General features: G+C 64.1%; 15 protein-coding genes and 1 tRNA gene. 9 read left to right on the top strand and 7 right to left on the bottom strand.

Annotated elements, in window-relative coordinates; genetic code table 11:
* Positions 1–101 precede the first annotated feature (101 nt).
* On the top strand, positions 102–1,883 hold the full coding sequence (locus WDX12_RS27110) for an adenylate/guanylate cyclase domain-containing protein (RefSeq protein ID WP_434722647.1): 1,782 nt from the start codon (positions 102–104) through the stop codon (positions 1,881–1,883).
* A 120-nt stretch (positions 1,884–2,003) separates the two neighbouring features.
* Positions 2,004–6,230: a cytochrome P450 gene (locus tag WDX12_RS27105; RefSeq protein WP_434722646.1), complete on the top strand. Its 4,227-nt coding sequence runs from the start codon at positions 2,004–2,006 to the stop codon at positions 6,228–6,230.
* Between the two features lie 126 nt (positions 6,231–6,356).
* Here the strand turns inward: WDX12_RS27105 and WDX12_RS27100 are convergent, their stop codons facing one another.
* Positions 6,357–7,040, bottom strand: a complete 684-nt coding sequence (locus WDX12_RS27100) for a Crp/Fnr family transcriptional regulator (protein ID WP_320295637.1) — start codon at positions 7,038–7,040, stop codon at positions 6,357–6,359.
* A gap of 665 nt (positions 7,041–7,705) precedes the next feature.
* On the opposite strand from WDX12_RS27100, the gene WDX12_RS27095 reads away from it, so the two are divergent.
* The 3 genes from WDX12_RS27095 (at position 7,706) to WDX12_RS27085 (ending at position 13,082) form a co-directional block, all read left to right on the top strand.
* Entirely contained in the window at positions 7,706–11,296 is a 3,591-nt protein-coding gene (locus WDX12_RS27095) for a S8 family serine peptidase (protein ID WP_434722645.1), read from the top strand.
* Positions 11,289–12,812: an MBL fold metallo-hydrolase gene (locus WDX12_RS27090; RefSeq protein WP_434722644.1), complete on the top strand. Its 1,524-nt coding sequence runs from the start codon at positions 11,289–11,291 to the stop codon at positions 12,810–12,812. Before WDX12_RS27095 ends, WDX12_RS27090 begins: the two co-directional genes overlap by 8 nt.
* 99 nt (positions 12,813–12,911) lie before the next feature.
* Entirely contained in the window at positions 12,912–13,082 is a 171-nt protein-coding gene (locus WDX12_RS27085; protein WP_320295634.1) for a hypothetical protein, read from the top strand.
* Positions 13,083–13,172: 90 nt separating this feature from the next.
* On the opposite strand, the gene WDX12_RS27080 is transcribed toward WDX12_RS27085, so the two are convergent.
* A tRNA-Val gene (locus tag WDX12_RS27080) sits at positions 13,173–13,247 on the bottom strand.
* Positions 13,248–13,375: 128 nt separating this feature from the next.
* Positions 13,376–14,056 carry a phosphoglycolate phosphatase gene (locus WDX12_RS27075; RefSeq protein ID WP_434722643.1) on the bottom strand — a complete coding sequence of 227 codons (681 nt, stop codon included), beginning with the start codon at positions 14,054–14,056 and terminating at the stop codon, positions 13,376–13,378.
* A gap of 176 nt (positions 14,057–14,232) precedes the next feature.
* Between WDX12_RS27075 and rpiA the strand changes: the two genes are divergently transcribed.
* From rpiA to gor, 3 genes are all read left to right on the top strand, one after another.
* Positions 14,233–14,928 carry a ribose-5-phosphate isomerase RpiA gene (gene rpiA, locus WDX12_RS27070; RefSeq protein WP_434722642.1) on the top strand — a complete coding sequence of 232 codons (696 nt, stop codon included), beginning with the start codon at positions 14,233–14,235 and terminating at the stop codon, positions 14,926–14,928.
* Between the two features lie 21 nt (positions 14,929–14,949).
* A complete protein-coding gene (locus tag WDX12_RS27065) occupies positions 14,950–15,567 on the top strand; it encodes a DUF2059 domain-containing protein (protein WP_320295631.1) in 618 nt (205 codons plus the stop codon).
* A gap of 117 nt (positions 15,568–15,684) precedes the next feature.
* Entirely contained in the window at positions 15,685–17,073 is a 1,389-nt protein-coding gene (gene gor, locus WDX12_RS27060) for a glutathione-disulfide reductase (protein WP_434722641.1), read from the top strand.
* Positions 17,074–17,248: 175 nt separating this feature from the next.
* Here gor and mgtE read toward each other — a convergent pair whose 3' ends face one another.
* The 3 genes from mgtE to WDX12_RS27045 all read right to left on the bottom strand — a co-directional run bounded on the left by mgtE (position 17,249) and on the right by WDX12_RS27045 (position 21,630).
* On the bottom strand, positions 17,249–18,613 hold the full coding sequence (gene mgtE / locus WDX12_RS27055; protein ID WP_434722640.1) for a magnesium transporter: 1,365 nt from the start codon (positions 18,611–18,613) through the stop codon (positions 17,249–17,251).
* A 369-nt stretch (positions 18,614–18,982) separates the two neighbouring features.
* Entirely contained in the window at positions 18,983–20,872 is a 1,890-nt protein-coding gene (locus tag WDX12_RS27050) for an ABC transporter ATP-binding protein/permease (RefSeq protein ID WP_434722639.1), read from the bottom strand.
* A 356-nt stretch (positions 20,873–21,228) separates the two neighbouring features.
* Positions 21,229–21,630, bottom strand: coding sequence for a DUF6252 family protein (locus WDX12_RS27045; protein ID WP_320295627.1), 402 nt, complete (start codon positions 21,628–21,630; stop codon positions 21,229–21,231).
* Positions 21,631–21,883: 253 nt separating this feature from the next.
* Between WDX12_RS27045 and WDX12_RS27040 the strand changes: the two genes are divergently transcribed.
* The gene (locus WDX12_RS27040) at positions 21,884–22,021 is read left to right on the top strand and encodes a hypothetical protein (protein WP_434722638.1); all 138 of its coding nucleotides are present in this window, start codon (positions 21,884–21,886) and stop codon (positions 22,019–22,021) included.
* Positions 22,022–22,400: 379 nt separating this feature from the next.
* On the opposite strand, the gene WDX12_RS27035 is transcribed toward WDX12_RS27040, so the two are convergent.
* Positions 22,401–23,081, bottom strand: coding sequence for a DsbA family oxidoreductase (locus WDX12_RS27035; protein WP_320295625.1), 681 nt, complete (start codon positions 23,079–23,081; stop codon positions 22,401–22,403).
* Between the last annotated feature and the right edge of the window lie 67 nt (positions 23,082–23,148).

Here is a 23,148-nt window from a genome sequence, read left to right as displayed (position 1 = left end):
GCGCCGGACCTGCCGGGATATCCGTCGGCAGACGGCGACGCGTTTCTTTTGAGCGCAGGTCGCCTGTTCTGGACTGGAAGCAGGGGACTGGGGGCTCGACCATGGCTGAACGGAACTATACCCGTCAGCTTGCGACAATCATTTCGATCGACGCCGTAGGGTTCTCGAGGCTTATGGGCATCGACGACGAGTTGGCTGTCGCCGCCTTCGAGGAAAGGCGCGACATCATCGCCGGCAGTTGCGGCGCATTTGGCGGGCGCACGTTCGGCGATGCCGGCGACAGCATCATGGCCGAATTCGGCAATCCGATCGAAGCCTTGCGGGCGGCCTTCGACTTCCAGGCCCGGATCGTGGCGCTGAATGCGGCGGTCGCCGAGAACATGCGCATGCAGTTTCGCGCCGGGATCAACACGGGCGACGTCATCGTCCGGGAGGGTCGGCTCTACGGCGACGACGTGAATATCGCCGCCAGGCTTCAGGAATTCGCGCCGCATGACGGCGTCGCCATCTCGGCGACGACATGGCACCATGTGAGGGACAAGACGGCGGCGGTCTTCACCGATCTCGGCGAATTCAGCCTGAAGAACATCGCCCTGCCGGTGCACGTCCTGATCGCCGGTCGTGGCGGCAACGGCCCCATCGCGGCGGCTTCGTTCGCCTCTATCCCCGCCGCGTCCGGTCACTATAGGCCGATCACCAAAGGTCCACCGGCAATCGCCGTGCTGCCGTTCCAGGGCAACGGAAGCGAACCCGATGTCGGCTATATGGCCGACGGTATCGCCGAGGACATCATCTACGGCCTTTCCAACACGCGCTGGCTTTCGGTCATCGCCAAGGGCTCGAGCTTCCAGTTTCGCGACGACAGCCTCGGCACAAGGCTGATCGGCAACGCGCTGGGCGCCCGCTACATCGTCAGCGGCACGTTGGCGCGCTCCGACAGGCAGATTCGCCTCAACGCATCGCTCACCGACACCTCGAACGGACGCCTGGTCTGGTCGCAACGCTTCGACCGCGATCTCGTCGATATCTTCAGCCTGCGCGACCAGATCGGCAGCGAGATCGTTTCCATCCTCGACAAGGAGGTCGATCGCGCCGAGCAGGCGCGCACGTTCCAGGTGCCGTGGGAAAGCCTCGAAACCTGGCAACTGGTCAGGCGCGGCCGTTGGCATATGAACAGGCGCACGCGGCGCGACACCGAAATCGCCCTCGACTTCTTCGACAAGGGCTACCGGGAAGATCCGAATTCGAGCGCCGTGCTCAACGAGCTCGCGTGGTGGTACTTCTGGCGGGCCTGGCTGCGTTTCGGCGACAGTGACGATCTGGAGAAAGTCGAGACGCTTGCGCGCAAGGCGCTTCTGATGGACAGCCTCGATGCGCGTCCGCATGCCTATCTCGGCGCGGCCGACATCATGCGCGGCCTTCCGGCATTGGCAGCCGAGCATCTTGCCGAGGCGATCCACATCAATCCGAGCTTCGCCTTCGCCCGCTCGGCCATGGGCAGCGCGCACCTTTTGCTTGGCGATGCCAAGGGCGCGATATCGTTCTTCCTCGACACCGAGCGGTTGAGCCCGTTCGACCTCTATCGCTTCCACAATCTGGGGGAACTGGCCGCCGCCTATTGCTTCGTCGAAGACTGGCCGGCCGCGATCGCGACCGCCGAGCGCTCGCTCAACCTTTCGCCGGGTTACTTTTACGCGAGGTTCCTCAAGATAGGCGCCCTGATGAGAAGTGGCCGATGCGACGAGGCGGCGCGTGAGCTTGCGATCTTCATGACCAGGCACCCCGACTTTTCGGAGCAGAGGATACGCTGGATACCGTTCGTGGATCCGGCCAAGAACAATTTCCTGATCGGCAATTTTGATCTGGCCAAGTCCGCAGCATGATCGCCGGGGCCGACAGCAAATGACTGTGACCGAATTCACATACGCCGGACCGATGCAAACCTAGGCCAAACAGGATGCCGGCATCGCATTGACGTGGACAGCCGGGGGGCTTGAACGCGCATGATCATGTTGAAGTACTTTGCCGCAGTCCGAGCCGCTCAGAAGAGCCAGCGTCCGGTTGCGGAAATGCCGCCGTTCGACATCGACCGGCTGCGTTCCAAGAGCAGCGTTGCTTCGCGCATCACCGGTTTTCTTCTTGGCGATCCGCGCTGGCTGCTGGCGCTTCTGCGCCGTTTCTGGCCGAATCTCGGCTTCGGCAATTTCCTGCTCGTCACCAAGGGCGCGGATGTTCGCGACATATTGGAGCGGGGCGACGAGTTCGAGACGCCCTACGGGCCGGAGATGACCGAGCTCGCCCGGGGCTCGAATTTCATTCTCGGCATGCAGGACGGCGCCGCGTACCGGCAGATGAAATCGGCAGTGCTGAGCGCTTTCCCGCCGGCGGAGGTCGAAGCCACCGTCAGGCCGATCGCCGAGCGCCATTCGCGTGACATCATGACCCGCGCCAGCCCGGGCTTCGATGCCATCGCCGGATTGATGAAGATCGTGCCGGTGCGCATCTGCCGCGATTATTTCGGCCTTGAGATCGACGACGAAACGAAGTTCGCCGACTGGTCGATCGCGCTCAGCGCGCTGTTCTTTTCCGACCCGACGGCCAATCCCACCACGCGTCAGCTCGCCGTGGTCGGCGGCGATCGGCTGATCAAAATCATAGACCGCTCGATCACGGCTGTAAGGGAAAAGGCGGGCAGGGACGACCGGCCGCTTGCCCGCCTCGTCGCGTTGATGGACCAGGGGCGCCTGTCGCTGCCCGACATTCATTCCATCATGCTCGGCATGGTCGCCGGCTTTGTGCCGACCAATGTGCTTGCCGGCAGCAATTGCCTGGATGTGATCCTGTCGCGAACCGACGCACGGCAAGCCGTCGATCGGGCAATTGCTGCCGGCGATACCGGCAAACTCGACCGGGCGATCATGGAAGCCATGCGGTTCAAACCGATCTGGATCGGGCCCTGGCGCTATACCAGGCGTGACGCGGTTATCGGCAAGGGCACGCGTCGCGAGCGGCTGGTGAAGGCCGGAACCGTGGTGATGCCGGCGACGCTTTCGGCGATGTTCGATCCGGAGATCGTGCAGCGGCCGAACGACTTCGATACGTCGCGCCCGCATCGCGACTACATGGTTTTTGGCTACGGCATCCATCTGTGCATCGGCGCCGAGATCGCACGCATCCAGATCGGCGAATGCATCCGCGCCCTGTTCAGCAAACCGAAGCTTGGCCGCGCGCGGGGCAGGGCCGGCAAGATGGTCAATGTCGGCGCCTATCCGGCAAGCCTCAAGGTCGATTTCGAGCGCTCGCCGCTTTGCCGCACAGCCGACCAGTCGATGGTGACGGTGGTCTGCCCGATCACCCGCTCCTTGCCGCTCGATGCGGTGCGCGACAAGGTCGCCGATCTCGGCAATCCCGCGATCGGCGAGCTCAGTGCCGCGCTCGACAAGGTCGGCACCATACATTTCACCAGCCTGGCCGTCGCTCCGACCGGCAAGGATGAAAAAACGGGGATCGAGACCGGCGCGCTGGTGTTCGAAATCTCCGGCGACGGCAGCACCGACGATGTCATAACCGCCATCGCGCAATCGATCGGGCACCGGCTACGGCCGATCTTCAGGGATGTCTGCGGCCTGCCGGACGGCGGCTCGCTGGAGGACTTCCTGAAGAAGAACCATATCGAGATATCGCCGTCCTTCGGCAGCGCCGCGGGGCTGGTTTTCGCTGGCACGCCCGGCCATTCCGTGCGCCGCATCCTTGCAGAGGCCAAGCTTGCCGACAGCGTGCGCGAGATCGCCGAAAAGCCGCGCGCTGGGGCCGGCAACGCGATGGACGTGCTGGCCGAGGCGCGCCGGCATGTCCGCTGCCTCGGGCAATTCGGTTGGGCGTTCGAGCCCGCCGAAAGCCTGCTGGAAAGACCGCCAGGCCACTGGTCGCGGGCGCTGACGACGACGCTGCTGACGCCGACGATGTTCGCCACTGTCGCGATCGTCGTTCTTGCCTTTTGGCGCCTGACTTATGTGCTCGTGTTCGGCAACCCGCATGGCGTCACCTTCGCCAACATCGCGATCGCCAGTGCCGCGCTCCTGCTTACGGTGCTCGGTCTGCTGGCCATTCTCGCCCTGTTCGTGGGCCTTTGCTTCCTGGCGTTGCGGCGGCTCGAGGACAAGGACCAGCCGGCGAACACGCCCGTCGACATCGGTGCTCTGGAAAAGATCCTCGCCAATGAGGACCATGCCGCGCAGAACAACCTGACGGCGATCTCGACCATGAAGGCGGGCATCTTGCGACGCCTGGCGCTGCGGTTGTCATTCTACCTGATCTCGATATCGGCGCAGAAAGTGTTCAGGCCGGGCTTTCTCGCCACCATCAACACCATTCATTTCGCCCGCTGGGTGCTTTTGCCCGGCACCGATAGGCTGGTGTTCTTCTCCAACTATGGCGGCAGCTGGGAAAGCTACCTGGAGGATTTCATTGCCAAGGCCTCGGCCGGCCTGACTGGGGTATGGAGCAACACCGAAGGCTATCCGCGCACGCGCTGGCTGTTCCTGGACGGCGCGCGCGACGGCGATCGTTTCAAGCGCTGGGCGCGACGCCAGCAGGTGCCGACGTTGTTCTGGTACAGCGCCTATCCGCACCTCAACACACCGCGCATCCGCATCAACTCCAGGATCAGGCGCGGCATCGCTTCGGCCACCGGCAACGAGGCGCGCGACTGGCTGAGCCTGTTCGGTTCGCTGCCGCGGCCGCAAGCACAGCCGGCGGACGCGCCCAGCCTGCCCGAACCACCGGCTGCGCCGCTCGAGGAGCTGGAATCCGGGGAAATCCAGTCCATTTTCTTCGGACCCTTCGGCGCGCTCGGCTATGCGCATATGCTTGCGATCCAGGTGCCGGAAGGGTTGACGGCGGCGAGGCGCAAGGCCTGGCTCGATTCCGTCATCGACAAAACCAGCTTCGGCGACGGCGTGCCTGCCGGCCGCGCCATGACCGTGGCGTTCGGCCCCAACGGGCTGCGCCGGCTTGGGCTGGAAGGCGGCGTCGACGACGAGCCGCTGGACACGTTTCCCGTCGCCTTCCGGCAAGGCATGGGAACGCCCGAGCGCAGCCGCATCCTCAACGACACCGGCCCCGACGCGCCCGACAAATGGCAGTGGGGTTCGGCCGACAAGCCCGTCGACATCGTCATCGTCTGCTACGCCGAGACACCGGCCACGTTGAAGGCCGAGATCTCGGCCATGAAGCGACAGACGACGGGCGCCGGCATGTCCGTGGCCGCCGAGCTGCCGCTGATGGTGCGGCGCGACGGCAAGCGGGCGGTCGAGCATTTCGGCTTCGTCGACGGCGTCTCGCAGCCGATCGTCCGGGGCACGCAGCGCGCCGCCAAGGGAGCCGCGCCCATGCATTTGCTGGCACCGGGCGAGTTCCTGTTCGGCTATCGCGACGAGCATGGCTTCTACCCGGCTTCGCCGTCGGTGGACGCGGCGCTGGATCGGACCGGCATCCTTTCGCAGGTGCGGCGCAACCGTCAAATACCGGGGCAGCCGCCTCCGCCGCGCGATTTCGGCCGCAACGGCACCTTCCTCGTCGTGCGCCAGTTCGAGCAGCATGTCGAATTGTTCGACGATTACTGCAGGAAAGCCGCGACGCAGGCAGCCGAGGAGACTGGCGACGCCGCCATCGATCAACGCTGGGTGGCGGCAAAGATGCTGGGCCGTTGGCAGGACGGCAGCTCGCTGGTGCGCAATCCGAACGGACGTCCGGGCCGCGGCATCGACAATGATTTCGCGCTCGGCGCCGAGGACCCGCAGGGGCATGCCTGTCCGCTCGGCTCGCACATACGCCGGTCCAACCCGCGCGATTCGCTTGGCGAGGACCGCGAGACGCAGATCAGGATCGGCAAGCGCCACCGCATCCTGCGCGTCGGCCGCACCTACGAGAAGAAGGATAAGGGCGGCAAGACCGAGAAGGGCCTGCTCTTCATGTGCCTCAACGCGGATATCGAACGCCAATACGAGTTCATCCAGCAGACCTGGGTCTCATCGAACTCGTTCCAGGGCCTGGTCGGCGAGACGGACCCGACGATCGGCGCGCGAGGCGGCGGCGGCCGGTTCTCGATCCCTTCCTGGGAAAAGGTCACCGTGCTCAAGGATGTGCCGCATTTCGTCTCCACCAAGGGCGGCGGCTACTTCTTCATGCCAAGCCGCGCGGCGCTGCGCTACCTGATCTCGCGGCTCTGACGGGGTGCGTTGAAAGCCGTTCGTCGCTTCCGGATGCGGTGAGCCGACGGAGCTGCGGCGAAACTGCCGAGAAGGCTACGGCCGAATCGCCGAGCCGGCTACGGCGAAAACGCCGAGCCTGACTGCTCAGTCGTCGTCTTGCGATTCGGCGATCTGGTTCAGGGCGGCGGCGTTGGTGATGCGCAGGCCACCGCGCCGGATGGCGATCATCTGCCGGCTGCGCCAGTCGTTCAGCGTCTTGTTGACGGATTCACGCGTCGCGCCGAGGAATTCGCCGAGCTCCGACTGCGAAATCGGAATCCAGCCGGCGCTGTCGGCCATGACGCCGCTCAGGAACACCAGCCGCTTTGCCAGCCTGGCCTCGATGCCGAAAAAGGCCTGGTCGCCCAGCTCGCCGCTGACCCAGCGCAGCCGCGCGCATAGCAATTCGATCATCCCGCGTGCCAGAGGCGGATTTTTCTCAATGCGATCAAAGAGTTGCGACCGGCTCAGCGACACCAGCTCGCATGCCGTGAGGCAGATGGCTGTCGCCGTGCGTGGGCGTCCATCCAGCGCTCCGATCTCTCCGACGAGACTGCGCGACAGCTCGATATTGGCCACCAGCTTCTGCCCGCCGGGCGAGTAGATCGAAATCTCGACGGTGCCGCTCATCACGCCATAGATGCGGTCTGATGTATCTTCCTGGACGAACAAATGCTGGCCGGCGGCATAGCGCTCCAGCTTGCAGCCGCCGAACAGCAGGTCGAACTGGCGCGGGTCGATGCGCGCCAGGCGCGGCAGGTTCCTGTCGTCCGCGCCGTTTGTAGCCATGATACGATTCCGCCTCTCGTTAGACGGAAATTGTAGGATAAGTGCGTGCTCGATCAAAGCGTCGTCTCCTTCTATGGTGGCTGAACGAACTCGGCAGGCGGCGGACAGAGTTTCAATGTCACGCCCGACACGCCGAAAACGGACAAGCCGGCAAACTGTAAGGAGACCGGGCGCACTGGCGGTTGCGGGCCGATCCTTGGACGCCGTCCGCGCGCTTGGGTGGGAGGTGCCCAGCGCGCAGACAGCAAACCTGAAAATGGCTAGGTGATCGAAATTTCTCCTCGAGAACCGCATATCCGGCAGCAGCTTCGGACGCCGTACTTGGTAGGAGTCGTCGACGCCGCCGTTACAACATCTGAGCGCAAGCGGTGTTCGACGTATGTGAAGGTGCTCACAGATATGCGCGTCGGGCGGACCGATGGTTATGTTAGAAATGCATGGCCCACGCCTCGACCGATCTTTTCGTCGCAGCCGGCATGATTGCCTAGTCGGCAAAAAGATCAGTCGAAGCGTAGACGGAACCTTGGCTTGACCGCAGCGGACGGTCGGGCGCCATGGTTCATTTTGGGGGAGGGCACGCCGTGGCAGCCGCGAAGGGACTCCTTGTAAAGGTTCGTGGCGACGGCGCGGGACTCTCGGTGCGAGGCGGGCCACCGCGGATTGGCGTGATCGAAGCCGAGCCGATCCTTACTCTCCCACCCAGCCCTGTAAGCGCCGGTACGGCCGCGGCCGCGGATCGCGGCGCCACCTGGTTGCGGTTGGCCACGGATGCCGCCGATAGCGACAATCCCTGGGACCACGCCCACGACCTTGTCGCACGGACTCCGGCGCTGGCGGCCGCAGGCGCCGAGGTGCTCGCGGTCGAGCCCGATATCCTGCAGCAATGGGACTACAAGGACAGCGCCGGCGATCGCGGCATGGCGGCGAGCGCGGCTCCGACATGCACTTTCGACGACCAGGATCCGAGCGGTGGACAGGCGACGGTGTCGGGCCGGATCGCCTGGAATGCCGCGCCGGACTTCAGCCAGTTCAAGGCGGCGCGCGAAAGGGTCGGCGCCAAGCAGGCCAACATCACCATCGCCCATCTGGACACCGGCTTCGACCCCAGGCACCAGACCCTTCCGCCCGAGCTTCTCACGGCACAGCAGCGCAATTTCGTTGATAAAACCCGTCCGAACGATGCGACGGACCGCGCGCCAGCCGGCACGCTGACCAGCAATCGCGGCCACGGAACCGGCACGCTCAGCCTGCTCGCCGGCAACAAGCTCGACGGCACGTCGCCGCACTGGCCGGGCTTCACCGATTTCGTCGGCGGCGCACCGCTGGCGAAGATCCTGCCGGTGCGCATCGCCGACTGGGTGGTGCGGCTGACCACCGGCACCATGGTGCAAGGCATCGACTATGCGCGCCAGCAGGGCGCGCAAGTACTGTCGATGAGCATGGGCGGCTTCGCCTCGCAGGCTCTGGTCGACGCCGTCAACCTTGCCTACGACCACGGCTTGGTCATGGTCACGGCGGCCGGCAACAATTTCACCATCACGCCCAGCAGCATCGTCTATCCCGCGCGCTACAACCGGGTGCTCGCGGCCTGTGGCGTGATGGGCGACGGGCGTGCCTATGCCGGGCTCGCCCTCGGTACCATGCAGGGCAATTACGGGCCGCCTTCGAAGATGGATACGGCGCTGGGAGCCTACACGCCGAACGTGCCCTGGGCCGAGATCGATTGCCGCAAGGTGGTCGACATGGACGGCAGCGGCACCTCGGCCGCGACGCCGCAGGTCGCTGCCGCGGCCGCTCTGTGGCTGGCTGAGCATTGGGACGTGGTGAAGGATTATCCCGAGCCGTGGATGCGGATCGAGGCGGTACGCAAGGCGCTGTTCGCGAAGGCCTCGAAATCGACGGCGAAGATGAATGCGACCGAGACGAAGCAGAAGATCGGGCAGGGCGTCTTGCGGGCCTTCGATGCGCTGGACGTCCCGCCGCCGGCGGCGAACAGCCTGACGAAGCTCGCTCGAGCTACCTACACATGGAGTTGGCTGGACCTTTTGACCGGTGGCAACTCTTTGGCGGCGCCCCCGCCGGCGACGCTTCGGCAGCGGATGATGTTTGCGCTTGAATTGACGCAGATGGCGCAAGGCGCCGCGGCAGTCGAACAGGCGATCGCCGACCCGGACGGCGATCCCGGCAATATTTCGGCCGCGGCGCGCAACCGCTATCTCGAAGCGGCGCTCGACCAGGGCAATCCATCAAAGCCGCTGAAGGCCTTTCTGGAAGGTTTGCTCGGCCGTCCAGGCGCCAGCGCGGCGGTTCCCGTGCCGGTCATGGGCCCCGCGCCAGCCATCAGGCGCAAGCCGCGGCCGCTGCCGCCGCCGCAACGGCGCCTGCGCATCTACGCGCTCGATCCTTCCGTGGCGAAACGGCTGGACTCGGTTTCGGTCTACCAGGCGACGCTTTCGGTGCCGTGGGACGACGAGCCGTCGACCGACAGGCCGCTGCTGCCGGGCCCGATCGGCGAATATCTCGAGGTGGTCGATGTCGACCCCGCGTCCGACCGCGTCTACGATCCGGTCGACCTCAACGACAAGGTGCTTCTGGCGCAGGACGGCCTGCCGCCTTCTGAGGGCAATCCGAAATTCCACCAGCAGATGGCCTACGCCGTCGCCATGACCACGATCGGCCATTTCGAGCGCGCGCTTGGCCGGCGGGCGTTGTGGGCGCCGCACTATGCCGAGGCTCCCGGCCGGACCGGCGACATGACCGTGAAGGCGCACTACGTGCCGCGCCTGCGCATCTATCCGCATGCGCTGCGCGCCGAGAACGCCTATTACAGCCCGGAAAAGAAGGCGCTGCTGTTCGGCTATTTCCCGGCGACCAGCAGTGAGGGCGACGTCACCACGCCCGGAACGACGGTGTTCTCATGCCTTTCCAGCGATATCGTCGCGCATGAGATGTCGCACGCATTGCTCGACGGGCTGCATCGCCGCTTCCAGGAGGCGTCCAACCCGGACGTGCCGGCCTTCCATGAGGCTTTCGCCGACATCGTCGCGCTGTTCCAGCATTTCACGCTGGAGGAACTGGTCAGCTTCGAAATCGGCAAGGCGAGGGGCGAATTGTCTGCCGCCTCGCTGCTTTCCGGTATCGCCAGGCAGTTCGGCGAAGGCAGCGGCAGGGCCGGGCCGTTGCGCGAATATGGCAGCGCCGGCATGGCCGATCTCGACTACGACAAGACTTTCGAGGCGCATGACCGCGGCTCGATCCTGGTCTTTGCCGTCTACCAGGCCTTCCTGGCGATAGCCGATCGGCGGACCGACGACCTGATCCAGCTGGCCACTGGCGGCTCCGGCATCCTGCCGGCGGGAACCCTGCATCCGAGCCTGGTCGAACGCCTGACCGACGAGGTCGCCAAGACCGCCAGGCAGATGCTGACCATGTGCATCCGCGCACTCGACTATTGCCCTGCCGTCGACATCACCTTCGGCGAATATCTGCGCGCGCTGATCACCGCGGACCGCGACGCTTATCCCGACGATCCGCTGCACTACCGCCTGGCCTTCCAGGAATCGTTCCGCAAATGGAAGCTTCTGCCGCGCGACGTTCGCACCATCTCGGAAGAGACGCTCGCCTGGAGCGCGCCGGAGGATCCGTCGCCGGCCTGGCTGAAGGGCCTGCTCAGCAGGATCGACCTTGGCTGGAACCAGAAATTGAAGCGGGCCGAGATCTTCGCGCTCAACGACAAGAACCGCTACGCGCTGTGGAAGGCGATGCACAAGGCCTTCGCCTACAATCCGGACCTCTACATCCAGTTCGGCCTGCTACCCGATCTGCCGCGCTACAATGAGGACGGCACGGTCATGCACCCGCCGAAGAAAGGCGAGACGACCTTCGACATCTATAGCGTGCGCCCGACGCGACGCGTCGAGCCGGACGGCTCGTTCCGCGTCGAGGTCGTGGCGGTCATCCAGCAGCGCATTCCGGTCGCGCTCGACGGCACGGCGATGCCGCAAGGCATGACCAAGGGCGACGGCTTCTTCTGGTTCCGTGGCGGCGCGACGATCATCATCGACCCGCGCGAGGGGTTCGAGGAGATCCGCTACTCGATCATCAAGAACACCGGCAGCGCGGACCGGCAGAGGCGCCAGGCCGGGACGATGGCGGCTAATTACCTGTCGCCGCTGCGAGCACTCTATTTCGGCGGCGAGGTGTCGGAGCCATTCGCCTTGCTGCATGCCAGCGATGGAGACGACGACCATGTCTAGAAAGCCGGCGACGAGGACAAGGCCGGCGAGAACGGCTGCCACGGCGACGCAGGCAGCGGGCGTCACTGTGCGGCATTACTGCCAAGGCATCGGCGATTGCCATCTGCTTACCTTCAAAAAGGCGGACGGCATGCCGTTCCGCATGCTCATCGATTGCGGCATCCATGTCTCGATCGCCGGCGGCCCGGCGCTGGTCGGCGACATCGTCGCCGACATCAGGAAAGAGACCGGCGGCAAGATCGACATCCTTGTCGTCACGCACGAGCACTGGGACCATGTCTCCGGGTTCCTAACCGCGCAGGACCTCTTCAAGGACTTTGTCGTCGCCGACGTCTGGATGGCATGGACCGAGAACCCCGTCGATGCCGAGGCCGCGGAACTCGACAAGTTCAAGGGCCAGGCGATCGCCGCGCTGCAGGGCGTGGGCCAGAAGCTAGACGGGATGCAAGGGCTCAGTTCCTACATGGCCGGCGTTCGCGACGGCCTGCAGTCCGTGCTCGGCTTCCAGTTCGGCGCCGCCGGCGAGCGGGTGCGCTCGGCCCGCGACGCGGCGGCGCGGCTGTCGCAAAAAACGTCACCGACCTATTTCGAGCCCGGCGGGCCGCCGGTGTCGATCGACGGGTTGCCCAACCTGCGCGTCTATGTGTTGGGCCCGCCGCGCGACAAGGCGGCGCTGCGGCTGGAGGAGAAGGCGAGCGAGATGTTTCCACTGGCCAGCGGCGGACCGTTTGCGCGGGCGCTGGTGAGCGGCCTCAAGATGAACGAGGCGGCCGACGCCAATTACGTCGACGAGCTCAGTCCGTTCGAACGCAATGTCGGTACACCGCTTTCCGCCGCGCTCAACGGCGACAAGGGCAGCGACCCGGCCGTCGATATCGCCACCTTTGTCCGCAAGCATTATTCCGGGCCGGTCCCGGGCGTGGCGGCCATGGAAGACCGCGACCAGTCCTGGCGGCGCATCGACGCCGACTGGATGGGGATCGCCGCCGACCTTGCCCTGCAGCTCGACCGCGGCGTCAACAACACCAGCCTGGTGCTTGCCTTCGAGTTCATCGACAGTGGCCGCGTGCTGCTGTTCCCGGGCGACGCCCAGATCGGCAACTGGCTGAGCTGGAAGGAGCTGAAATGGCCGGTGGGGCAAGGCACCGTCACATCGGCCGATCTTCTGGCGCGCACCATCTATCTCAAGGTGGCCCATCACGGCAGCCAGAACGCGACACCGCAGAAACAGGGTTTCGATCTGCTGACGAGCGCGGACCTTTCGGCTTTCATCCCGACCAACAAGGTCGATGCGGTGAAAGTGCATTGGGGCGAGATGCCCTATGACGGCATCCTGACCGCGCTGGAGACGAAGACAAAGGGCCGCGTCATCCGCGCCGATGATCCATGGCTGGCCGACAAGAACGGCAAACCGGCCTTTGCCGCGCCGTCCGGCTCGATCCAGGCGGTGCGCAGCGCACCGCGCGATGCTGCCCGGGGGCCGGGCGGGTTGTGGGTCGAGGTGGACCTGGTTTGAGTGCTCGCCAGCGAGCCGATTGCGAAAAATCGAAAACCGCTCTATGGAGCATGCGGCTGAATGAGGGCGGCCACTCAACACATTGCACAAGGTCGTCCCATGCCCGATGCATTCTCGCGCGTCATCGCCTTCCTTGCCGTGGTCACCGCCCTGCTATTCGCCGGGCTGCATTTCCACCAAGGCCACATCATAGCCACGCTCTATTTCATGACCGGCGCCGTTCTGGTGACGGCCGTGACGAGTATGAATGTGCGAAGAGGGCTGATTTAGGCGTTGGCATGCATCCATGCCCAAGCATGTATGCAGCAATGCTTGAGAAACTCTTTGGGCCGGATCATCCAACATATACAGGGAGTTGGATGGTGGGCGATGCAGGGATTGAACCTGCGACCCCACCCGTGTGAAGGGTGTGCTCTCCCGCTGAGCTAATCGCCCGCCTGCGGCCCGAAGGCCGAAGCGAGCCGCGATATAAGGTAGGCGGATGCGCGAAGTCAAGGCGATGCGCCGAGGTTATTCCTCGGTTTGATTTGCCCGACTTTCTGCCGGTGCGATTTAGCGCCGGCTCAGCGTGCCGCCGCGATTAACCGCTCCGCCAGGTCCGGCGTCAGCGTGTCGAAATGCGAGATCACCAGCGTGGGTTCGAATTCGCGCACATGGCGATCGGTGTAGCCGAAATCGACCGCGACCACGGGAATGCCGGCCGCCTTGGCGGTGTCGATGTCGGTCTGCGAATCGCCGACCATCACGGCGCTGTGCGGATCGCCGCCGGCCAGGCGGATCGTCTCGGTGAGATGGCGCGGATCGGGCTTGCGGAAGGCGAACGTGTCCTGGCCGCAGATCGCGGCAAAATAGTTCGACAGGCCGAGCGCGCCGATCAGCGCCACGGAATTGGCTTCGTATTTGTTGGTGCAGACCGCCATCAGGTAGCCGGCGGCCTGAAAACGGTCGAGCGCGGCAACGACGCCAGGGTAGGGCTGGGATTTGCCTGGAATGTTCAGCGTGTAATGGTCGAGAAACAGCGTCAGCAGCCGGTCGTGCTCTTCCGCCACCAGCGCCTTGTTCTGCGCGGCATGCGCGCGTTCGATCATGACGCGTCCGCCATGGCCGACGAAGCGCCTGAAACCGGTCTCGTCGACAGCGGCGAGGTCGCTTGCCGCCAGGCTGTGGTTGAGGCTGTCGAGCAGGTCCGGCGCCGTATCGACCAGTGTTCCATCCAGGTCGAAGACGATGATCGGGCGCGGCATGGGTAGTTCCTGTAGCGATTGAATTGCCGCAGCCGATACAGGTTGGGCCGGGTTCAAGCAAGAAGCCTCGATCGGTCCACAGCGCGGCATTTGATGGGGGCCTTTGAGGGCGAACCTTTGACGCGACAGGCAAAAATGCTAGGAGGCGCGCGAAACCGGCAAAATCGGGGCTCCTTATGGATGCAAGGCAGTTGAAGGTCGAAGCCGCGCGGGCAGCGCTGGCCCATGTCGGCAGCGGCATGCGGCTCGGCATCGGCACCGGCACCACGGCGGAAGAATTCGTGCGGCTCTTGGCCGAGAAGGTTGCGACCGGCCTCGAAGTCATCGGCGTGCCGACTTCGGAGCGAACCGCGGCACTCTGCCGCCAGCTCGGCGTGCCGCTGTCTACACTGGAAGAAACGCCGGAGCTCGACCTCACCGTCGACGGCGCCGACGAGGTCGATCCGGACCTGACACTGATCAAGGGCGGCGGCGGCGCGCTGCTGCGCGAGAAGATCGTCGCGGCGGCGTCCGGGCGCATGATCGTCATTGCCGACAAGTCCAAGATGGTCGCAACCCTCGGCCGGTTCCCGCTGCCGATCGAGGTCAACAAATTCGGCCTGCGCGCCACCGAGATCGCGATCGGCGCCGCGGCGGCAGAGCTCGGGCTTTCCGGCCCGGTTACATTGAGGATGACGGGGGGCCAGCCATTTGTTACAGACGGCGGCCACTTTATCCTCGATGCATCTTTTGGCCGCATTCCGGATACAAGAGCGCTTTCGAATGCTCTCTTCGCCATTCCTGGCGTTGTCGAGCACGGTCTATTCATCGGGCTGGCGTCAACGGCCATCATCGCCGGCGGCGACGGTATCGAAACCGTCCATGCAGCCTGAAACCAGGGAGTTCTACCGACTATGATGTTGCCTAAACGAGTTCGCCGCCTTTCGACACTTCTGGCGGCCTCGGCCGTCCTTGCGCTGTCCTCGCCGGTGTTTGCGCAGGACGTCAGCGAATCGCATCTGAAGGCCGCCCGCGCGGCTGTCGCCGCGATCCACGCTACGGACTCGTTCGACAATATCCTGCCGCAGGCGGCGGCTGCGCTGGAATCGCAGCTCATCCAGAAGAACCCCGACATGCAGGAGCTGATCGGCAAGACCGTGACCGAGAAGGCGCTCGGCATGGCTTCGCGGCGTGCCGACCTCGAAAAGGAGGCGGCGCTCGCCTATGCCAAGGTGTTCTCCGAGAAGGACCTCAACGATATCGCCACCTTCTATAGTTCCGATGCCGGCAAGAAGCTGCTGGACAGCGGCCCCGCGGTGACGCGTGATCTCGTGAAGGCGGCCGACATCTGGCAGAATGGCGTTGCCCGCGATCTCGCGCAGCAGGTCGGAGAGACGCTTGCCGCGGCAGCCAAGGCCGCGGCGCCGGCAGCGCCGGCTCCGGACGCCACTGCGCCCGCCGACGGTTCCGCTCCGGCGGACAATTCGGCGCCCGCCGACAATTCTGCCCCTGCTGACGACTCGCAGAACTGATCCGCGTCTGCCGGCCGACGACTGCTGGACCACAAAGCCCGGGCTTGCCCGGGCTTTTCTTTTGCCGCTTTGCAGCCTACCTGTGACCCGTCTTTCTCATCCGCAGGAGCTTACGCGATGGCTGGTTATGACTATGATCTGTTCGTCATCGGCGGCGGCTCGGGCGGGGTGAGGGCGGCCCGGGTGGCGGCCGCTCTCGGCAAGCGCGTCGCCATCGCCGAGGAATACCGCTTCGGCGGCACCTGCGTCATCCGCGGCTGCGTGCCGAAGAAGCTCTATGTCTATGCCTCGCAATTTCCCGAGCATTTTGCCGACGCCGCCGGCTATGGCTGGACCGTGCCCGAGGCGAGCTTCGACTGGCAAACGCTGGTCGCCAACAAGGACAAGGAGATCGCGCGGCTCGAGGCGATCTACAAGAGGAATGTCGAGGGCTCCGGCGGCGAGACCTTTCACTCGCGCGCCGTGCTCGTCGACCACCACAGCATCTATCTGGTTGCCGAGGACCGCACGGTCAGCGCCGACCAGATCCTGATCGCGACCGGCGGACGTCCGGCGCCGCATCCGGCGCTGTCAGGCCATGAATACTGCATCTTCTCCAACGAGGCCTTCGATCTGAAGCAATTGCCGAAAGCGATCATGATCGAGGGCGGCGGCTACATCGCCGTCGAATTCGCCAACATCTTCCATGGCCTAGGCGTCGACACCACGCTGGTCTATCGCGGCCAGGAGATCCTGAGCCGCTTCGACATGGATCTGCGCCGTTCGCTGCACGAGACCATGGAGAAGAAGGGGATCAAGATCCTCTGCCCCGCGGTTTCGGAATGGGTGCGCAAGACGCCGGAGGGTAGACTCGACGTGTTGCTGTCTTCCGGCCAAACCCTGACGGTCGACCAGGTGATGCTGGCGATCGGTCGTATTCCCAACACCGAGAATATGGGCCTGGAAGGCGTTGGCGTGGAGCTCGGTAAGACGGGCGCGATCATGGTCGACAAATATTCGCGCACCAATGTCGACCACATCTGGGCGATCGGCGACGTCACCCATCGCGTGCAACTGACGCCGGTCGCGATTCATGAGGCGATGTGCTTCATCGAGACCGCCTTCAAGAACAATCCGACCGCGCCGGACCACGATACCATTCCGACGGCGGTGTTCTCGCAGCCGGAGATCGGCACCGTCGGCCTCTCGGAGGACGACGCGATCAAGCGCTACCCCGATGTCGAGATCTATCGCGCATCGTTCCGTCCGATGCGGCACACGCTGTCCGGCCGCGACGAGAAGATGCTGATGAAGCTGGTGGTCGACAGTGCGTCCAGGAAAGTGATCGGCGCCCATATTCTGGGTCCCGATGCCGGTGAGATGGCGCAGCTTCTCGGCATTCCGCTGAAGGCGGGTCTGACCAAGGACGATTTCGACCGCACCATGGCCGTGCATCCGACGGCGGCCGAGGAACTGGTGACGATGTACAAGCCGACCTATCGCGTGAAGAACGGCGAACGGGTCTAAGCCGCGGATCAGGAAGCCGCCGCCGGCAAAGCCGGCGACGGTACCCAAGTCCAGAGCGTTTCACCGTTTCACGGAAACGGCGAACCGCTCGATCTCTTTGTTTTTACGCAATTCCGGACGGAAGGTTACGGCGAAGCCGCCGAACTTAACCGCTCACACTTTCCCTCGGATTGCTCTAAAGCAGCGTGCCGCGCAGGATCACCAGCGCCACCGAGAAGTAGATCACCAGCCCGGTGACATCGACCAGCGTGGCGACGAACGGCGCCGAGGCGTTCGCCGGGTCGAAGCCGATGCGCTTCAGCGCGAAGGGCAGCATCGATCCCGACAGCGAGCCGAAGGTGACGATGCCGACAAGCGCCGCGCCCACCGTTGCCGCGATCAGCATCCAGTGCGGGCCGTAGTCGTAGAAGCCGAAATACTGCCAGAGCGCGATGCGGCAGATGCCGACGATGCCGAGGATCGAGCCGAGCACCACCCCGGTCGGCAACTCGCGCAAGGCCACCCGCCACCAGTCGCGCAGCCCGATCTCGCGTAGCGCCAGCGCGCGGATGACGAGCGACGTCGCCTGCGAGCCGGAGTTGCCGCCGGAACTCATGATCAGCGGGATGAACAGCGTCAGCACAATCGCCTTCTCCAGCTCGCCCTCGTAGCTCTGCATGGCGTTGGCCGTCAGCATCTCGCTGAGGAACAACGCGCAGAGCCAGCCGCCGCGCTTCTGGATCATGGCGAGGAAGCTCATCTGCATATAGGGCTCGTCCAGCGCCTCCATGCCGCCGAAGCGATGCACGTCCTCGGTCGTCTCCTCGATCATCGTGTCGATGATGTCGTCGACGGTGACGATGCCGAGGATCCTGCCATGGTCGACCACCGGCAAGGCGAGCAGGTCGTATTTCGAGATGGTCTGCGCCAGGTTCTCGCGATCGGTGAGCGGCGTCACCGTCACCGGCACACGATCGGGCGCCACCGACAGGATCGGATCTTCCGGATTGCCGGTGATCAACCGGCGCAATCCGGTCGCCCGCAGCAGGAGCTGCGTCTCCGGATCGACGATGTAGATGGCGTAGATGGTTTCGCGCGTGCGCTCGACCTTGCGGATGTAGTCGAGCGTGCGCCCGACCGTCCAGTCCGAGGGCACGCTGACGAATTCCGTCGTCATGATCGAGGCGGCGCTGCCTTCGGGATATCCCAGGATGGACAGCAGCGTCGCGCGCAGCGGCGGCGCCAAGGCGCCGAGCAGTTCCGAGCGGGCCGGCTCGTCCAGCTCGCGCAGAATGTCGGCGGCACGGTCGACTGACATCGCGGTCAGAAGCTTGCTTGCCCTCGGGCGGGGCAGGGCTTCGGCGAGTTCCGGCGCTGCTTCGAGCTCCGGCTGGTCGAAAATCTCGACCAGCCGCTCGAACGGCACGGCGCAGAGCAGCTCGATGGCTGTCTCGCGGGGCTCACGGTTGAGGGCTTCGACGACGTCGGCGACGTGATCGTTGGCAAGAACACGCGCGACGGCGACGGCTTCGTCGTCCGATACGGGTGCGAATTCGTTCATGGCTCACTCCTTGCCGTCCGGCAGGACGTGAGCCGTCAGGTCACGTCAGGGCGGACGGCGGTTGCGTTCGACTGTGACTGTCGCCAGGCATGGCGGGTTGACCTTTCTGCTCGCGGGCTTCGCGCATGATCCCGAAAATCGGCTTTCGATTTTCGGAAAGGATCATGCGCAAATTCTAAGTTTCTACAGCGTCCTTTGCGCGTCCAAGTGACGCGCGGGGCTGTAGGTTGAATTCTGCAAGCGGGCGCAACATAGGAGCGGTTTTTGCCGAGTCAATCGCGGAACATTGGAAAACGCACGCGGATAGCGCTGGATCGCGAGACTGTGATCGGCGTAGACATCGTCTCGCCCAAAGACTTGGTATGATTGCTATTTCTGCTTCAGCCGGCGGAAGCGAAGCCACTTGTCCTCGACAGGCCGCGGCTGCGCGAGAATGGTGGTGAGCTCGCGCGGCAGGCTGGGCGCAAGCGGCTTCTTGGTGGCGACGCCGTCGGCGATCGAAACCACGCTGTGATAGAATTCCTCGCCGGAAAGCGAGCGCGGCGCCACCGCCTCGTGCATGACGCTGATGACGGTGACATTCGGGCAATTGTCCTTGATCGCCTGGTGGAAAGCGACCTTGCCTTCGGGATCGAGCGCGCCGGTCGCCTCGTCGAGGAACAGAAGCCCGGGCTGCTGCAGGATGATGCGCGCGACCACCAGCTTCTGCTTCTGGCCGCCCGAAAGCACCTGATCCCAGATCTTGCCCTCGCGGCTCTCGTCGGCCAGATGTTCGATGAAGTCGCCGAGGCCGGCCTTGTGCAGGGCCGCCGCGACCTGCATGTCGCCATGGTCGTGCTCGGAACCCGGCAGGCAGACGAGCTGCTTCAGCGAGACCTGCTGCAGCTTGACCTCCTGGGCAGCGTAGAAGCTCGTCACGCCCTCAGGGAACACGATGGTGCCGCGGCCATATGGCCACAGGCCGTTGATCGCCTTGATCAGCGAAGTCTTGCCGCAGCCGGACTCGCCCTTGAGGAAGGTCCATTCGCCGCGGCGGAAACGCAAATTGGCGGCGCTGAGGAACGGCGTCGCGTCCTCGCCCTGATGCGCCAGTTCGAGCTTCTGGATGGTCAAGCCGAACACCGGGTTCTGGGCGGCGTAGCCGAAGTCGGAGCGGCCGGTCTGCTGATAGAATTCGCGCGGATGCTGGACGCTCTCGATGGCGTTGGCGAGTTCGGTGACGCGCTGGCTGTTGGCCCTGAGCGTCGCGATCGCCGGCATCACATGGATGAACCACGAGCATTGGCTGATCAACTGGGCGACCATTTCGGAGCCGGTGATGTAGCCCTTGTAGTCAAGGCGGTTGTGGATGAACGACACGAGGCCCGGCGCGTAGGCAACGATGCGGGCGCCGACGAAATTGTAGATCAGCTCGAACGACGTGTAGCTGGTGTTGACGACGTTGAGCCGCCCCCATGTCTTGTCGATGTCGACATAGAGCCGGTCATGCATCGACTTCTGCACGCCCTCGCCATGCGAGGCGGCGACGTGGAAGCTGCGGCGCAGGAATGTCGTCAGCTCGCTGCGGTAGCTGCCCTCGGCCTGCTGCATGCGCACATTGAGCCGCTCGAGCAGGCGGCCGAGCTTGACCGCGATCCAGGTGTTCAGCGGCACGTAGGTAGCGACGGCGAGGAAAGCCAGCACGGCGGTGCCGTAGCTGCCCAGGAATTCCAGGCCCTTGACCTCCACCGAGGACCCGATCAGGTTTTCGCCGATGAAATAGAGCGAAGTCGCTACACCCAGCACACCCATGGCAAGCCCGATCGCGCCGCCGGTCATATCCTTGATCGATTCCTGGATGCGCTGGTCGATGTTGTCCGGAGCGACGATGCCGCCGGCGGCCGAACCGTGCTGGGCATGGAAATGGGTGTGGTTCCCGTCGAGCAGGGCCTGGTTGAACTGATTGTTCAGCCAACCCCGCCATTTGCGGTGCAAGGTCGTTGAAACGAGATTGCGCACGCCGGTGAAGACGGCATCCTTCAGCACGACCAGCAGCACCAATATGCCGGCATTGGTCAGGATGGTCTGCAACGGATGGGTGTTGGCGGCGTCGTGGAGGAAGGCGATCGAATTGCCCAGCTCGCCCAGCGCCACGGCAAACCAGACGCCAGCCTTGCTGGACAATGCCGTCAGCAGCGCGATGACGATGGTGAGGGTCCAGGCTTCCTTCCACCGGTCAGAGAACCAGTAGGCTCGCATCAGCCCCCAGAATGTACGCATCGACGATACCGGCGTCAGGGACGAGGTCCTTGCCTCGTTGGATGTTTGCTCCGGTACTGTACGTCGCGGTCTACCGACCCCAGTCACGATCCCGCCCAAACCTTTCTAGTTTTGTTACACAGGGTAACACCAATTGATCATTTTCCATTAATTTTCTGCCGGGGAATGTGAACAGGGTTACCCGCCGTGGCGCGATGGCAACAGGCGGGCAGCGCCGATTGACCATCAATCGCGCCGATTTCGTCTTTTATTCCAGCGCGTTAACAGTGATTGCGCCAAGTGGCGAAAAGCTTCCCTTACGGAAGCGAAAAACACGGGTTTGTGAACGAAAAAGAGGCGCCGATCAGCCGAAATGGCTACTGCGCGGTGACCGGAATGCCCGAAAACTTACCGTCAGTGAGCTCTTCAGGTTTTCCCGATTCGTCTTTTCCGGAGGCGTTGAAATGGCCGGAAATGGTCTTGCTGGCAGCGTCGTATCTGTCGATGACGATCTCGCCGCTGCCGAAACGGACATGGCCGACCATGGCGCCGGAATCGAGGATGTTGAAGTTGGCGCTATTCGCGGCTGAGCCGGCCTTGAGCGCATAGCTGCCGGCAAGGTCGTTCGGATCCTTCAAGACCAGCATCGAATTGAAGGTCATGGTCGGCGAGCCCTGTTCCGTCCCCGACAGGTTCAGCATCGGCTTGCCGCCCATCTGCATCGTCTGGGCCAAGGTAAAGGACGCTGTCCAGGGTTTGCCTTCGAAGGTGGCCGACATGACGGCCTCCTCGGCGGACACGCGCTGCAATGCCAGCGGAAGCCCGAGGGCGAAAGGCAAGCACAATAGCAACAATGCGCGACGCCTGACGGCCATTCAGTGCCCCCTCAAATCAGCTAAACCCACGCGATTCTAGCTCGGCGCGGCGTAGAAGGCGATTCACCAGATCGTGTTTCGAGACGGAACGGGGTTTGACAACGTGGCCCAGCGGGCCGAACCTGCCAGATGTTGGTCTATGTCGGAGGGGGATGACATGCCTGCACGTTCAGTTGCGGCCGCGCTGCTCACCGTTTTCACCTGGATGTCCGCGGCACATGCCGCCAGCCAGAGCATTCCGGCAAGCGCCGGGGGCCAGATCGAGTTCAACACCCCGTCCGGCAATATTGGCTGAATCTATACGCCGAAGGGCGGCACCAGCACCTACCAGCCGCGGGATGGCGGGCCGGAGCTTTCCTGCTCGCGCGTCGAGCCGAGCTACGTGACCGTGATATTGGGGCCTAAAGGCCCAGCGACACTGATCAAGAATCCCGGCGAGCAGGGCTGTTGCGGCGACGTAACCAAGCTTGGCTACGGCAACAGCTGGAGCAGGGGGCCGTTTTCCTGCCAGTCGTCGACAAAGGGGCTAAGCTGCACGGGCGGCGATGGTCATGGGTTCTTCCTGAGCAAGGCCAAAGCGACCGCGAAGTAGGAGCACGATTCCAGGAAAGCGCATGGCGTCAGGTACGGCGGCTTCGCCGTAACCTTCCGTCCCGATTGCGCTGACGGATTATTCAGCTCGCGGTTTCCAGCTCGCCACGCGCCTTGGCCTGAGCCACCTGGCGGATGGCGTCGGCAAGCGTGTCGGCATCCTGCGCGCCCATCACCGCGTATTTGCCTTCGAGCAGGAAGCAGGGCACGCCGGTGATGCCCATGCGCGAAGCGGTGGCGATCTCGTTGCGGACTGCCTCGACATCGGCATCGGTCGGCAGCAGCGTCTCGACCACCGACGCATCCATGCCGGCCTCGCCAGCAGCCTTCACCAGCACGGCATGGTCGCCGATGTTCACGCCTTCCTCGAAATTCAGCTGGAAGAGGCGGCGCACCAGCCGGTTCTGCACATCTTCACCCGCGGCGCCCGCCCAGCGGATGACGCGATGAGCGTCCAGCGTGTTGGCAGCGACCTTGATGGCGCCAAAGGCAAAATGGATGCCCTCGGCCTCGCCGAGCGGCTCGATGCGCGCGTGGATCTGTTGGATGCGTTCCTCGCTGCCGAACTTGCCGAGCATGTATTGGCGGCGATCCATGCCCTGAGGCGGGATGGTCGGATCGAGCTGGAACGGCCGCCAGCGGACATGCACCTCGATATCGCTTGCGGAAGCAATGGCCTTGTCCAGCCGCTTCTGGCCGATGAAGCACCAGGGGCAGACGACATCGGACACGACATCGACGGTGATGGAGGTCTCGGCGCTCATGCTCGTCTCCTGTTCGGTCCCGATTGGGTTCGGCTCTCAATCAAAGAGATATAAAGCATGATGTCGT

Source organism: Mesorhizobium sp. RIZ17, assembly GCF_051127865.1.
In the GTDB taxonomy this organism is placed as follows: Bacteria; Pseudomonadota; Alphaproteobacteria; order Rhizobiales; family Rhizobiaceae; genus Mesorhizobium; species Mesorhizobium humile.
The sequence above is the reverse complement of the archived record's forward strand: the minus strand, read 5'-3'. Positions and strand labels throughout refer to the sequence as shown.